Below are 15,551 nucleotides of genomic sequence, written 5' to 3' on the forward strand. Positions count from 1 at the left end.
GTGCAGTCGAAAAGTAGCGAATACTTTTTTAGTTTTAATTCAACCACTTCTCGATACAATCCAGCAAGTCCAACTACGGCATAAATGCCTGTTGGCTAAGCTGGCCCACTCGAAGTGACAGGGCGTTTAATACCTGCCTTGTCATGTCGAGTGCGATTTTATGGCGTGAGCCATAAAAACGTGTATCGAGACACAGTCGAAAAGTAGTGAATTCATTTTCAGTTCTATTTCATTCACTTCTCGATACAATCCAGCAAGTCCAACTACGGCATTAAAAATGCCTGTTGGCTAAGCTGGCCCACTCGAAGTGACAGCGAAGCTTAGGGACTACTGCGTAGCGAAGTAGCGAATTAATTTTCAATTAAGAACCCGAATAGTTTCAGAAATAGCGAGTGAAAAGCGGAAGTGCGTTTCGCGATAGCGAAAAAGAGCATGCAACGATTATGCTTTAAGCTGAACACCTTCAGCTTAAAGCAATTCCCTCAACTATTCTTGATTTTTTGGTTCGTTTTTGATTAAGCAAAAATGAATAGAAAGAATTTGTAGCTTTTTGTTTGAAGTTGGATTTTGATGGGGAACAAGGTGATAATTTTTTAGTTGATTTAGGGATTGAAAATGTAAACAATTGATTGCAATAGGGTAAGAAGATCGCGATGCAATCGCGCACCAGCGTGAGAACCTAATTCACTTTTCGATACTAGCCACTGCTAATGCGAGTGTCTCGTTGAGATTTAACAATAGGACTAAATCAAAAATAACCCTGGAATAACTAAATACTATGGCAGGGTAAACCGAGAAATACCTTATGCTAAAATTCAAAAGCCGTATCAGGTTCTGAATAATTTCCTTTATTGCTGTATTGTATTCCTAAAATTAAGCAAATCAATAAGCTATTACCGCGTTTTTATAAACATAATAAAACTTCTGTTTTTGTATTGGTTTTCTCTATAGTTCCTTTTAAAATAAGCTTTTGAGTTAGCATATCTATGCAACCACCGTTGAGAAACAAAATAGCTAGCAATTAGATTAGCACGAGCGAGACGCTCGTGCTGTGAGAAATCAAAAAAGATTTAATCCATGGCAAACTTAAAGCCTGCTGTAATGATATTAGAGCTAAAGCTTGTATCTCTATCGTATTGATAAAATTTTAAGTCAATACTTTTTAGTCCGAATTTCCATAAATGTGCTTTTGCAAATATATCGGTATAGGAAACTCCAAAACCAAATTGGTTTGCTGAGTATTCAGATAGGTCGTAATCTGAGGTATAGAATTCATCTGTTGATAAAGCAGCCTCATGCGGCCTAAAATAATCAGCAGCTGTTTGCGTATAAATTCGATACGAAGGATACAGTGTAAATTTACCTGTTATTTTAATGGGGAGCGCAATACTTGCTGTATGCGAATTAATCCCCCAATCGTCAAAATAGTAGCGATAAAAAGTCCTTATTGTTAAAATCTCATTTAAATACCAATTCAGACGTCCACCTATCGCAACTTTAAACCTTGAATCTGGTAAACGTTCGATGGCATCGGCTAGCTGAAAATTATCAATAAAAGAATCTTCCACATCGCTAAAGTACACTCGTTGAAAAGGGGTAGATAATAAACCTTGTTGTTGTATTAAATCTAATGCTAAAGAACCTTGCACATTTTTATGAAGTATTTGCGAAAAGCTAAACCCTAAAGAATATGAATTACGCCCCTCATCGTTAAATTCATTAAATCTGGGGGAATAATTTAAATTTCCTGTAATTGTATTTTGGGTAAAAAATGAATTATTTAAACCAGAACCCTCTTTACCAAAAGGTCTTAATTCAGATGGATAAATTGCATTCCAAGTATCAATATATACATTCCCACTTATACTCACTTCAGTATTTTTTTCATTGAAGAGTTTGGTATAACTTCCGCCAACGCCCAAAGAAAAGTAATCATACTCCGAGGATACTGCTAATTTGGCCGACCAAATGGTATTTCTATCATTAGAACTATGGCTGTAACTTCCTGTTAGATTTGCCCAAAGATCGCTACTTGATGCACCTGATGAAGCTTGATAGGGGTCTGCTGGACCGTCATCAAAAGGATTTACATTACTCGATGATGCTGAGGTATAAGCAGAGACTCCTGCATCTATAGTTAATACATCATCGTCATTTAGAGGTATAGATATGATGAACGCACTGGTCACATCGGTTAATTCTTCTGTGCCAATACCACCACTTACCGCTGCATTATCCCCGTCCTGGCTGTAGTAGCTGGACAAGAAATCTACTTCAACGGTTTCCAATACACGTTTTTTATAGACTGTGGTTGAGTCTTGTCGATTTTGTGCATTCGCTTTTACGAATGCGAACACACAGATAATAAGAATGATATTTTTCAATTGATTATATGTTTTAATTACAGCCGCAGCCTCCACCAGTTTTTCCTCCGTTTGCACCTACCGCTGCTTCGCGATAGGAATGTGCAGTAGTTACATTTCGGTCACATTTCTTTTCTGAAAGTGCCATATCTGGATCATTTATATTGACTTTTTCATACTCCTTAACCACCACGCAATTGCTAAAAAAGAAACTAAGCAAGGTGAAAATTGTTATTTTTTTGATCATAACTTATTTATTTCTATGTTTTTTGATTTAATGATGTTTCCTTTATCATCGATGATGATACATTCTACTTTTGGCAATTGATTTATTCGGTCTAAACCTGCATCTTTTCCCATTACAAATACAGAGGTAGCAAGTGCATCGGCGAGTTCTGCCTTTGGGGCAAATACGGTCACACTTACAATTCCACTTGACGGATATCCTGTTCGGGGATCAATGATATGGGAATACCGAGTGCCATTAAAGCTTACAAACTTTTCATAATCACCAGAAGTAACCACAGCAGCGTTGCTGATAGGTAGAACAGCAAAAACCTTGTTTTTATTCATTGGATTGGTAATGGCTACTTTCCATTCCTTTCCGTTGGCTTGTTTACCCCAAGTATTCATATCGCCAGAGGCGTTTATAATTCCTGATGTCACTCCTTTTGAAATAAGCAAAGCTTTAGCCTTATCTGCAGCATAGCCCTTACCTATTGCTCCGAAGCCTATTTTCATACCTTTTTCTTTTAGAAAAACTGTACTTTCTCCCTTATGAAGCAAGATATTTTGAAACCCTACTTTTGATACAGATGATCTGATTTCCTCTGCTGAAGGTATTTTGGTCATGCTTCCATCAAATTGCCAAATTCTGTCCATAGAGGCATAGCTGATGTCAAAAGCTCCATCTGTAAGCTTAGATAAGCCCATAGCTCGTTCTATTAGTTGATAAAGTTCTTCATCAACTTTAACAGGTTTAATTCCTGCATTTCTATTGACTGCTGAAGTTTGAGAAGTTGGATCCCAGGAAGATATGAGTTTTTCAATCCTGGTAATTTCAGCTACAGCGGTATCAATATATCTATTACCGGCAATAGCGTTTTTTGCTACTACAGTGATATCAAAGCGACTTCCCATTAATTTTAGGGTGCGCTTATAGGGTTGTTGTGCAGTGCAAACAAATGCTAAACATAAACTTATGATAGAAAATAGATACTTCACTTTATTTAGCTAAGGCGTTTAATTCTTCGATGTATTTTTCTGGTGTAGTCTTTTTATAGCTCGTTACTCCTAGTACTTTGCCTTTTGCATCTAGTACCACCACAAAAGGAAAAAATCCATTTTCATTGTATTGCTCTGCAAGTTTAGCGTTGGCTTTTGCTTGAGCTTCTGGTAAAGCGTTCTTCTTTCTTCGAGGGAAATCTGCCTGAAGCATAATGTAATGCTCCTTCGCATATTTTTTAAATTCTGCTGTACTCCAAATTTCTCTATCTAGTTTTATACAAGGCGCGCACCAGTCGGAGCCTTGAAATACTAAAATTATTGGTTTATTTTCTTTAGCGGCTAATTGTTTTGCTGTGGCAAAATCTGTTTGCCAATCTTGTGCGTAGCTACTTAAAGTAGCGATAAGCATCAAGCTCATTAAAATAATTTTTTTCATCGTAATTTAGTGTAATTTAAAATATTAAACCTTGTCTTTCTGTTAGTTGTATTGAAATTTATCGATTTATAAGCTTGTTCTCATTTCTGTAGTTTTGCGAGCTTTTTGTAGATTATATAATCGTTTATTAAAATGTAGCTTCTTTTAACTGGTATATTTATCTAATTATTCCCTTACATATTTATACGGTTTAAATTGCCAGTATGCTTTTCATTTTTTTCTACTTCTATTCCGTTATTAAATTAAAGGTTCCTTTGGTTAGAAATTCGGTATCTTTTTTAAAGTCCTCTGCATTTACAATTTGAATAAACCCCTTACTTGTAACCCCCACATTTACCGGTACTTTTTTAAAAGTTAAGTCGTTTCTTTTAACCAATACAAAGTAGTTTTTATCAATATTAACAACGGCTTCAACTGGCAATGCCGGATGTTTTGTTGTTTCGGTCAAAATCTCAGCTTCTATATACATTCCTGGGGCAAATAATTGCGCCTCACTAGGATTAACCAAATCTCCGTGAATGACCACGGTTCTTTCTTGGGTATGTACTGCTTTGTTCACTAAATGCACTTTGCCTTGGTATACGTTATTCTGGTCGTTTTGTATTCTTAGGTTAATGGGTTGACCTTCTTTAATCAATGGCAAGTCTTTTTCGAAAATTTTCAGCTCAATATGTAAATCATTTGTATTGGTTACAGTCACTGCAACATCTGTAGGGGTTAAATACATTCCTTTTGTAGCATTAACAATAGTGGTATAACCTGTTAAGGGCGAGAGTACTTTAATGACAGAACGAATATTGTCTCCAGTTAAGGTATTCGGATTAATATTCATTAAGCTTAATTTTTTTTTGAGCGCTTGGTATTGTGCTAGGGTCACCTTATATTCTGATTCCGCTTTTAGGAAATTCTTTTTTGAGGTTATGTTATCTGCTATCAATTCTTTTTGGCGCTCAAAATCTAATTTTAAATAGTTGAGCCGGCCTTTGGCTTGCAAAAAATCTTGTTGAACTTGTACATATTCAGGATTTTCAAGGGTGAATAAGATCTGCCCTTTTTTTACAGCATCTCCAGGGAGCAAGTCGATCTCTTTAACATATCCGGCAAAATAAGCGTTTACATCTGCTTGGCTTGCAGGAGGAACGCTAAACATACCATTGGCTTTTACAATAGAACTAAAAGCTTGTTGGGTAATTTTTCCTACTTGCATACCCCCTGCTTTAAATTGAGTATCGGTTAGGGTTATGGTATCGCTATTTTCGATTTCATCTGGTGTTTCCTTATTCCCCATTTCAGTTTTCTTATTTGAATTGCAGGAAGTTAAAATGATGATGCTTATTATTAAAAATCCCTTTAGGTATAAAGCAGTAGACATTGTGTTACTTAAATTTTTCATTATTGAAAGCTTAGATAGTTTATCTCTAAAACGGTATTGTTATACTTCATTAAATTCTGTAAATAGTTGATTTCAATATTTTTTGCACTCTCTAAAAGTTGCACGTATTCCAAGAAGTCTATTTCGCCACTCTTAAAAGCCTTTGATGCGGTTTTGGTTAATTCTTTTGAGAGATTTTTACCGGTAGTTTCATAGTAATCAACTGTTTCTCGGTATTTTTTTAAATCTGTCAGTAACGCATTATACCTCGATTGCAGTTTAATTTTATAATTTTCAAATTCATGGGTCAAAATATTGATTTGGGTTTTTGCAGCATTGATTTTAGATTTGTTTGCACCAAACCATAAAGGTATGCCTAGACCTACTTGAAAACCATTGTAATTGGTTGAATTAACGCCATCATTAGTTCCTTGAAAAATTGAAAAATGGATGTCGGGTAATAACATTTGTTTTTCTAACGAGAGTGAAGATTCTGCCAAACTTTTAGCTGAATTGTAAAACGAAAATCCAGGGTGGTCTTCAATGTTGAGTTTTTTTAGTGCCAATCTTGGCAGTTCATTTTCCTCTACCGTTATTATTGAATCACTTTGCACCCACTGGTTGAGTATGGTATGCGCTTTTTTGACCTCCTCTCGTGCTTGTTTCAAAGCAATGGCTATTTCTTTTTGCTTGGTTTCTGCCGTGAGTTTCTCCAATAAATTGGTTGCTCCTACATCATATCTTTTCTTTGCTGCTTTTGCAAATTGGCCATACAAACTATCTAAATAAGTATATTGTTTAACCACATTATTGCTGTAAACCACTTTATAATAAGCCAAGTATACCTCTTTTGTTAATAACCTTTCATTGAGTATATACTCCTGCGCTGCAAGGGTGGTTTCTTGTTGTCTTACTTTTCGCTGTGCAGCATAAATAGTTGGAAATTGAAACGACTGGCTTAAACCAAAAACTTTTAAGGGTAGGCCATTTTCTGCAATATTATTTTGATCGTAACCATAGAAAATCTGTGTTTTATCAATATTCAGAGCACCTCCTACCCGTTGTTCCGATTGGTCGATCCTTTTTGAAGAAGCTTGAAGGGCATGATTATTCTCGATTGCCATTTGTAGCGTTTGTTTTACACTTAACGGATTTTGTTGTGCCTGACCAATAATCGGCAAAAGCAATAAAAGCATAGCACTCGTTGCCTTTAAATTCACCTTAGTTTTCTTTTTAGAATTTTGCCCCTTTTTGTCGAATAGGGCGTATAAAATTGGTAGTACAACTAGGGTTAAAATTGTCGCAGTAATTAGTCCCCCTACCACTACGGTTGCCAAAGGACGTTGTACTTCGGCACCGGCAGAAGTTGAGATTGCCATGGGTAAAAATCCTAAGGCAGCGGCGGCGGCGGTTAATAAAACTGGACGCAATCTATTTTTTGTGCCTATTAAAATACGTTTATTGATGTTGTTTATGCCTTTTGCCTTCAATTCATTAAACTCTTCGATTAATACTATACCATTGAGTACCGCAATACCAAAAAGCGCAATAAAACCAACCCCTGCCGAGATGCTGAAGGGTAAATCTCTTATATATAATAATATTACACCACCTATAGCCGCTAGCGGGATGGCACTATAAATCATTAAAGCTTCTTTAACGGAGTTGAAAGCAAAGTACAATAGTATAAATATCAAAATCAAGGCTAAAGGCACCGCTATTTTTAATCGATCTGTTGCGGTACGTAGGTTTTCAAATTGTCCTCCATAGCTTATGGAATATCCTGTAGGAATATTAATGTCTTTTTTAATAATAGCCTGTATATCTCTTACCACCGATTCTAAATCACGATTTCTAACATTCACGCCCACCACTATTCTACGTTTGGTATTATCCCGAGAGATTTTTGCGGGTCCCTTTGTATAGTTTATACTTGCAAATTCACTTAAGGGTAATTTAGTCCCATTAGGAAGTGATACCGATGCGGTTTCTAAATTCTCAATATCTTTTCTGTGAAGGTCATCAAAACGAATCACCAAGTCGAATTGCCTTTCGCCTTCAAACACTGTTCCTGCAGGAATTCCGGCAAACCCCATGGTTATGATTTTGTTTAAATCCTCTATATTCAATCCGTATTTGGCAATTTTTCTACGGTCATATTTAACTGACATCTGCGGCAAACCTGCTGTTTTTTCTACTGAAATATCTGCTGCCCCTTCGACATTTTGAATGGCTTCTTCTATTTCTAGGGCTTTTTGATATAAAACATTTAGGTCTTCACCAAAAACTTTAATAGCCAAATCGGCTCTTACTCCAGTAATCAATTCATTAAATCTCATTTCGATAGGTTGGGTAAATTCAAACTCTACACCTGCGATTTCATCGGACAAAGCTTCTTTGAATTTATCTGCAAGTTCATCTTTTGATTGTGCAGACACCCATTCTCCTTTAGGTTTTAATTTAATGATAATGTCGCTTTCTTCCATAGACATGGGGTCGGTTGGAACTTCTGCGGCACCAATTCTGCTCACCACTTGTACCACTTCTGGGAATTTTTTAAGTATTTTTTCCATTTGAGTAGTAGCTTCTATTGTTTTGCTCAATGACATTCCGGTCTTTAATACAGGCTGAATTACAAAATCTCCTTCATCTAAGGTAGGTACAAACTCAGCACCCATTCTAGAAAACAAGAAAGCAGTAAAAATTAACAAGCTTATAGCTATGCCAAGTACCAATCTTTTTTTACGCAATGCCCAGATAATGCTTGGCTGGTATTTGCGTTCTAAGAAGGAAATCATACGAGATGATATGGTTTTTTTTTCGGTATTGGTGGGCTTTATAAAGAGTGACGCCATTACAGGAATATAGGTAAAACAAAGTATCATTGCCCCTATAAGTGCAAAGCAAAAAACCATTGCCATAGGGCGAAACATTTTTCCTTCAACCCCTACCAAAGAAAAAATAGGAATAAAAACTATAATGATAATCAATTGCCCAAATACAGCCGAGTTCATCATTTTGGTTGCACCCTGATAAGTAAGACTGTCGACTACATCTTGCCTTTCTTTTTTGGGAAGCGCCAGTAATTTTGAACGTTTTTGGGTAATTTTAAAGGCAATAAACTCTACAATAATCACAGCACCATCTATGATAATTCCAAAATCAATTGCGCCTAAACTCATTAAATTAGCGTCTACACCAAAAATGTACATTAGTGAAAGCGCAAATAGCAAACTCAAAGGAATCACAGAGGCAACCACTAAACCAGAACGCCAATTTCCTAACAGTAGTACCACTACAAAAATCACAATTAAACAACCTAAAATCAAGTTTTCGGCAATGGTAAAAGTGGTTTTTCCGATAAGTTCACTTCGCTCTAAAAATGGATTTATGGAAATGCCTGGCGGTAAAGAGGGTTGAATTGAAGAAACTCGTTCTTTTACGGCTTCAATCACTGCATTAGAGTTGGCGTCTTTAAGCATCATCACTTGACCAAGTACTTTTTCACCTTCTCCATTTCCGGTAATGGCTCCAAAACGATTAGCGTGACCAAAACCAACTGTAGCTACATCGCTAACATATACAGGAACATCTCCTTTATTGGTTACCACGATATTTTCTATATCTTCTATAGAATTAACCAGACCTTCGCCTCTAATAAAATGACTTTCATTAATTTTCTCAATATAACCACCACCTGCAATGCTATTGTTTTTTTCAAGAGCGGTAAAAACATCAAAAATAGAAACCTTCATCGCACGGAGTCTTTCGGGATTTATAGCTACCTCGTAGGTCTTTAAATAGCCGCCCCATGTGTTTACTTCTACCACCCCGTTAATACCAGAAAGCTGCCGTTTTACAATCCAATCCTGGATGGTTCGCAAATCAGATAACGAGTATTGATTTTTATATTTGTCATCTACATCGATTACATATTGATAAATTTCACCAAGCCCCGTAGAAATAGGGCCCATAAAAGGTTTACCAAAGCCCGCTGGGATTTTTTCTTCGGCACTTTTAATCTTTTCGGCAATTAATTGGCGTGGTAAATAAGTGCCTAAATCATTATCAAAAACAACAGTTACAACTGATAAGCCAAATTTTGAAACCGAACGTATTTCTTGCACTCCAGGTAAATTTGCCATTTCCAATTCTACTGGATAAGTCAAAAATTTCTCGACATCTTCGGTCGCTAAATTCCTTGAGGTGGTAATAACTTGTACTTGATTATTGGTTACATCTGGTACCGCACCAATAGGAATATTAGAAAGAGAGTACAACCCGAAACCTATGATTAAGGCGGTAAATAGTAGCACAATAAGTTTGTGATGAATACTGTACTCTATTATACGTCCTAGCATTTTCTTGGTTATTTAAATTAAAACTATTCAAATATATGAGCAGTATCTAAGCCTAATCTAAATCCTATCTTAAGATTCGCTTAAGAAAATTTTCGGTTTTTAATAAAAAGGTGAGAATTTGAATATTTTATAAGCTTTGAAATTATTTAATTGTTTATTCCAAAGCTTCACTACAAGCAATCTTTCGCTATGAAGTTTAAAAAAGATTCAACTTCATTTAAATTTACAACCGACTTTTAACATCTAGCGGTCCTTTTGTAAAGGTCAAAATTTAATGTATCAAAAAGAGATCTTTTTCTATTGGGAAATATTGCTAATACATAACCTAAATATGGCGGTTTTTAAAGCTTCATTAAAATTCTACAGTAAAAATGGTACCCTTGCGGAATTCGCTTTCTACACTAATTTTAGTATTAATAGCATCAGCAGCTTTTTTGGCTATTGAAAGTCCCAAGCCATTCCCTGTAACATCTTTGTGTTGAAGCGGATCAGACCTAAAGAAATTATTAAATAAGCGGTGGAGGTCCCCTTCTTTAATACCTATTCCTTCATCTCGGATTTTACAGATAACTTTAGATTCGGATTTCGTTAGAGCAATATGAATTGTGGTTTCATCTTTAGCATATTTCAAAGCATTTTCAATTATGTTTTCCAAAATTAGGTTACCGAAATATTGAGGGATTAAAACTTTATCTCCAATATCATTTTTAATTTTTATGGTTAACTTTTTTTCTGTGGCTACATTATTGTGCCTAAAAAGAATTTCTTCGATGATGGAGGTTAAAGGAATCAATGGTTTTTCAGCAGATTTTGATCCTGTATCTAATCTTGCTAATAGTAAGAGTTGTTCTATTATGGATGTAATTCTATTTATTTCTGTTAAGCAAAGTTTAATTTTTTCTTCATATTCAGAGCGTTCCCTCGGTTTACGCACCAAAACTTCCAATGTGCCTTTTAATGTTGCTAAAGGGGTACGCAGCTCGTGAGAAGCATCTGAAGTAAATTGGCGTTCTCTTTCCAATGCATTTTCGATTCGGTTTAATAAGTCGTTGATACTGGAAGTTAAATCAAACATTTCATCTTTATTTTGAGGCAACTCAACGCGTTCGTTTAGGCTATTTCTTGTAATTCTATTGGTGGTTTGTATTACATTTTTTACTGGAATGATACTTCTTCCTGCAATAAATTTAGAAATAAAATATAGGCTTGCCAGAAGTAATAAATAGACTATTAGTAAAATATTTCTAAGATTGTAAAGTACCATTTGAGAGGCTTCCAATGACATAGCCGCTACTATAAAACCTTTCAATTTACCCTTATCTTCAATGGGTAGTTGTACTTGCCTTATAGGTCTTTGATTTAAATGGCCATTATAATGCCCATTATAATTTGAATTCGCATTAAGTTTTAAATGGTTTTCTTTTAGATTGGGTGATTTATCCATAAAAACTCCATTTTTATCCCAAAATTGGATAAAAACAGGATTAACTTGTACTTCTCTATGCTCTCTTTCTTCCCATTCTCTTTTATTTTTGATCTTAATGCTGTCGCCTATAACTTTTATTTCTCTTGTGTGCTTTTTGGCTTCATAAGACAAGTCTCTATCTAAATTTTGATATACAACACCTCGTACGACAAAATATACCGTTAAAAAAGCAACTGCCATTATGATTGCCGTTGCAGCCATATAATACAGCCCTATTCTGTTTCTAAAACTTAAATTCATATTTCTTTTGCAATGTAGCCAACGCCTCTAATGGTTTGAATATAATTTTCTTCTTTTCCAAGTTTCAGTTTTTTTCGTAGCGCATTGATGAATACGTCGATGACCCCAGTATTATAATCAAAATGAATATCCCAAACACTTTCAATGATTCTTGATCGCCGACAAACCAAACCTTTGTTTCGTATGAGATATTCCAATAAGGCAAATTCTTTTTGGGTTAATGCTATCTCTTCATCATTTTTAAAAACTTGATGAGTTGCGGTATTAAGTGTGATATTACCAAGTTTAAATATTGAATGTTCCCCAGTTTTTGGACGTAATTGCACCTTAATGCGTTCGAGGAGTTCTTCAAAATGAAAAGGCTTTTTAATGTAATCATTGGCGCCAACTTGAAGGCCAAATACGGTTTCGTCTAATGTATCTTTTGCTGTTAGAAAAATAACCGGAGTTTCGCGAAATTCTTTACGGAATTGACGGCAGATTTCAATGCCGCTAATTCCTGGAACCATCCAATCTAGCAAAAGCAAATCATATTCTCCTGAAAGTGCCATCTCAAGCCCCTTTTTACCTTCTTCGGCTACGTCTACAGCGTAAGATTCCTCTTCTAAGCCTTGTTTTAGGAAATTAAATATTCCTGGCTCATCTTCTACTATTAAAATTCTCATGATACAAAAGTTACAATTTTCATTTAAGTTTAGGTTGGGTTTTTCTTAAGATTGACTTAATATTTAATTTAAAATCTAATTTCTTTTTACTAATGTCAATACCAAAATAAATACTTTTCATAACTTTGTAATACTTTTATTGAAAAGAGGGATTTCATCAATAACTCAACTCCTTAATAATGGGCTTAAAATCCCGAATTTCTATTAGAGATTGTTGATGAAAGTCTGAACTTAAGTCTGAATCGAACTATGAATTTTTTAAATTCTGAGTACGGATAGTGTACTTAAGTTCAGCTCTCTTTTTCTAATTAAACATCCATAAATTTAATTATTTATCTTTATATTTTCTTTTATGCAAGTCTAAAGGAGTTTCGGATTTTTGGGCGATAGAACCAAAATGCGAAGTATCGAGACAAAGTCGAAAAGTAGTGAATACTTTTTTAGTTTCCATTAAACCACTTCTCGATACAACCCAGCAAGTCCAACTACGGCATTAAAAATGATTGTTGGCTAAGCTGGCCCACTCGAAGTGATCCCGAATACTCGGGACTCCCTAAAGGTCGCAGTATGTTCGTAGTAGTTTAACATCTGCCTTGTCATGTCGAGTTTCGCATATTTGGTGGTAAACCAAAAATGCGAAGTATCGAGACACAGTCGAAAAGTAGCGAATTAATTTTCAATTAAGAACCCGAATAGTTTCAGAAATAGCGAGTGACAAGCGGAAGTGCGTTTCGCGATAGCGAAAAAGAGCATGCAGCGATTATGCTTTAAGCTGAACACCTTCAGCTTAAAGCAATTCCCTCAACTATTCTTGATTTTTTGGTTCGTTTTTGACTAAGCAAAAATGAATAGAATAATTTGTAGAATATTGATTGAAGTTGGATTTTGATGGGGAACAAGGTGATAATTTTTTAGTTGATTTAGGGATTGAAAATGTAAACAATTGATTGCAATAGGGTAAGAAGATCGCGATGCAATCGCGCAACAGCGTGGCTTTTTATTCAGTTTCATTTATTTTATCGGGATCTTGTCTCGTGTCAAAAACATTCGCGATTTCGATACGTTTAAAGTCATAATTTATCCAATAAACTATTTTGTAATTCTTAAACACTAAATACCGAAATTCACGTTCTATATGTTTCAAGCTCGTTTCAACTTGTCCAATTTCTGGTTGCTTTTCAATACCAATAGTCGAGTCAAGGATTCCATTAACTAAATTTTCAGCTACTCTTTTACTGGCTTTAATTGAATAATAGCTATAAATATCCTCTAGTTTGTTTTCCGCAACCTCTAACCAGTAAACTGCTAACTCCATTTTTGGATTTTAGCCTTTAAATCCGTTGCTTTTATCATTCGTCCATTTTTTGAGTCTTCCATTGCTTGGTCAATTTCTGCGTTATATTGCTCCATTGTCATCGGCTTGAAGTTCCTTTCAGTCAATTCAGCTTTCTTTTTACGTAAGAATTTTTCAAGTCCGCTAACGATTTCCTCATTTTGAAGTCTTAAAAACTCTTGAACAAATGATATTTTTCTTGCTTCTAAATCCATTTCCTTTGTCTTTTTATCAAAGATACAAAATTATCAATTTTGGTTGATTTTTATGATTTTCGATTTTTTTCAGTTTGTTGCCAACTACTATTTAAAATAAATTACTACTTAATTTATTCCTCTACTTTTTTCCATTGCCGAAAAAAGTAGCAAACCCCGAAATATCGGGACTACGAAAGTCTAGGCTTACGAAACTAGCGCTAAATTGTATGTTTGTAAGCTAAATTTTAGGAACTCACCCGATTTCCAATCGGTCTCAAACAAGCTTTAGGTAGTAATGTTTTTAGGTTTTCATAACCTACTTTCTTACAAAACATAGGTATTGCTATATCCTAACTTTCATTTTCTTTACGGTGTATTCCTCTCGCTGTGCTCGTCGGATACAGGAGAAAACGAAACCCCGAAGATTCGGGGCAGGTTACCGAAGTGTCGGTAAAAAGTACACTTTTTCTGAGGTATTTTTCAGGCAAGCTGAAAACCACTTGTATTTTGCTAAATTGGCTCCAAGGCTTTCCCGAATGCTCGGGACTCCCAAAAGGTCGCGCTAAGTAGATAGCGGTATATTATTCACTTTTAAGTCTATTATCCTCCCTAATTTATGCACAAAACACAAGTTATACTGAAGAAAAAGATTACAAAGCCCTGCTTTGAAACGCTTTTTGACGTGGGCTGCTGGGTATTAATAACTCTAAAACCTACCTTGTCACACCGAGTGCGTTTTTATGGTGAGAACCATAAGAACGTGTATCGAGGTGCAGTCGAAAAGTAGCGAATACTTTTTTAGTTCTAATTGAATCACTTCTCGATACAGCCCAGCAAGTCCAACTACGGCATTAAAAATGCCTGTTGGCTAGGCTGGCCCACTCGAAGTGACAGGGCGTTTAAAACCTACCTTGTCATGTCGAGTGCGTTTTTATGGTGAGAACCATAAGAACGTGTATCGAGACACGGTCGAAAAGTAGCGAATATCTTTATAGTTACCATTATTATACGCTACTAATCGAAAGCCACAGATATCTAATTATTATTCCTCTACTTTTTTCCATCGCCGAAAAAAGTAGCAAAAAAGTCTAGGCTTACGAAACTAGCGCTAAATTGTATGTTTGCAAGCTAAATTTTAGGAACTCACCCGATTTCCAATCGGGCTCAAACAGCCTAAAATTTTTAACGCTTACTGCACTGCCAATTTTACGCCCTATTTTCGATAGGCCGTTTTAAAATGTTATTTCTATTTATGACTCTTGCGTAAAATAACCTACCTTGTCATGTCGAGTGCGATTTTATGGCGTGAGCCATAAAAACGTGTATCGAGACACAGTCGAAAAGTAGCGAATATTTTTTTAGTTCTAATTGAATCACTTCTCGATACAACCCAGCGAGTCCAACTACGGCATTAAAAATGCCTGTTGGCTAGGCTGGCCCACTCGAAGTGATCCCGAATTCTCGGGACTCCCGAAAGGTCGCACTAATTCGGTTTAAACCCTACCGTTTCACCTATGGTTTTGTTGATTTTTGGAGGTAAAAACTGACATTTAGAGAGAAGTACAACTGTATTTCATCGGTTGAATTTGTTTTTTATCCTGCTTTTTTGGGGTGTTTGCTAGCGTTTTAGTGCTTTTTTGAACAAAAACAGTCGGTTTTTTAGGGTTTTGAGGTGGTTTTGGGCTTGAAAAAGCTTGTTTTGGAGGGTGAAAATGTAAAAAAAATTGAAAGAAGTGGTTTTTAAAAATCATGCTGAAGGTTCATGCAAATCATCAGCATGATTTTTTAATTCTTCAGCATGTTTTTCATGAATCATGCGCATGTTTTTCATGAATCATGCGCATGAAATTTGGCTTTTTTGACCAAAAAAA

General features: G+C 35.6%; 10 protein-coding genes. All 10 read right to left on the minus strand.

The window, feature by feature from the left end; genetic code table 11:
* Nucleotides 1-1,070: 1,070 nt before the first annotated feature.
* Nucleotides 1,071-2,384 (minus strand): DUF3570 domain-containing protein, encoded by a 1,314-nt coding sequence (locus tag ACFSQ0_RS11430; protein ID WP_379048375.1) that lies wholly within the window; start codon nt 2,382-2,384, stop codon nt 1,071-1,073.
* Nucleotides 2,385-2,397: 13 nt separating this feature from the next.
* Nucleotides 2,398-2,610, minus strand: coding sequence for a DUF4266 domain-containing protein (locus ACFSQ0_RS11435; protein WP_379048377.1), 213 nt, complete (start codon nt 2,608-2,610; stop codon nt 2,398-2,400).
* A complete protein-coding gene (locus tag ACFSQ0_RS11440; protein WP_379048379.1) occupies nt 2,607-3,587 on the minus strand; it encodes an FAD:protein FMN transferase in 981 nt (326 codons plus the stop codon). Before ACFSQ0_RS11440 ends, ACFSQ0_RS11435 begins: the two co-directional genes overlap by 4 nt.
* A 1-nt stretch (nt 3,588) precedes the next feature.
* A complete protein-coding gene (locus tag ACFSQ0_RS11445) occupies nt 3,589-4,026 on the minus strand; it encodes a thioredoxin family protein (protein WP_379048381.1) in 438 nt (145 codons plus the stop codon).
* A gap of 226 nt (nt 4,027-4,252) precedes the next feature.
* Nucleotides 4,253-5,419 carry an efflux RND transporter periplasmic adaptor subunit gene (locus ACFSQ0_RS11450; protein ID WP_379048383.1) on the minus strand — a complete coding sequence of 389 codons (1,167 nt, stop codon included), beginning with the start codon at nt 5,417-5,419 and terminating at the stop codon, nt 4,253-4,255.
* On the minus strand, nt 5,419-9,759 hold the full coding sequence (locus ACFSQ0_RS11455; protein ID WP_379048385.1) for a CusA/CzcA family heavy metal efflux RND transporter: 4,341 nt from the start codon (nt 9,757-9,759) through the stop codon (nt 5,419-5,421). The genes ACFSQ0_RS11450 and ACFSQ0_RS11455 overlap by 1 nt, the downstream gene beginning before the upstream one ends.
* 352 nt (nt 9,760-10,111) lie before the next feature.
* Nucleotides 10,112-11,485, minus strand: a complete 1,374-nt coding sequence (locus tag ACFSQ0_RS11460) for a HAMP domain-containing sensor histidine kinase (protein ID WP_379048387.1) — start codon at nt 11,483-11,485, stop codon at nt 10,112-10,114.
* A complete protein-coding gene (locus ACFSQ0_RS11465; protein ID WP_379048389.1) occupies nt 11,482-12,150 on the minus strand; it encodes a response regulator transcription factor in 669 nt (222 codons plus the stop codon). The genes ACFSQ0_RS11460 and ACFSQ0_RS11465 overlap by 4 nt, the downstream gene beginning before the upstream one ends.
* A gap of 997 nt (nt 12,151-13,147) precedes the next feature.
* Nucleotides 13,148-13,465 (minus strand): type II toxin-antitoxin system RelE/ParE family toxin, encoded by a 318-nt coding sequence (locus tag ACFSQ0_RS11470; protein ID WP_379048391.1) that lies wholly within the window; start codon nt 13,463-13,465, stop codon nt 13,148-13,150.
* Complete coding sequence (locus ACFSQ0_RS11475; protein ID WP_379048393.1) at nt 13,456-13,698, minus strand: hypothetical protein; 243 nt, start codon at nt 13,696-13,698, stop codon at nt 13,456-13,458. The genes ACFSQ0_RS11470 and ACFSQ0_RS11475 overlap by 10 nt, the downstream gene beginning before the upstream one ends.
* Nucleotides 13,699-15,551 lie beyond the last annotated feature (1,853 nt).

The organism is Mesonia sediminis (assembly GCF_042684705.1).
Lineage (GTDB): Bacteria > Bacteroidota > Bacteroidia > Flavobacteriales > Flavobacteriaceae > Mesonia > Mesonia sediminis.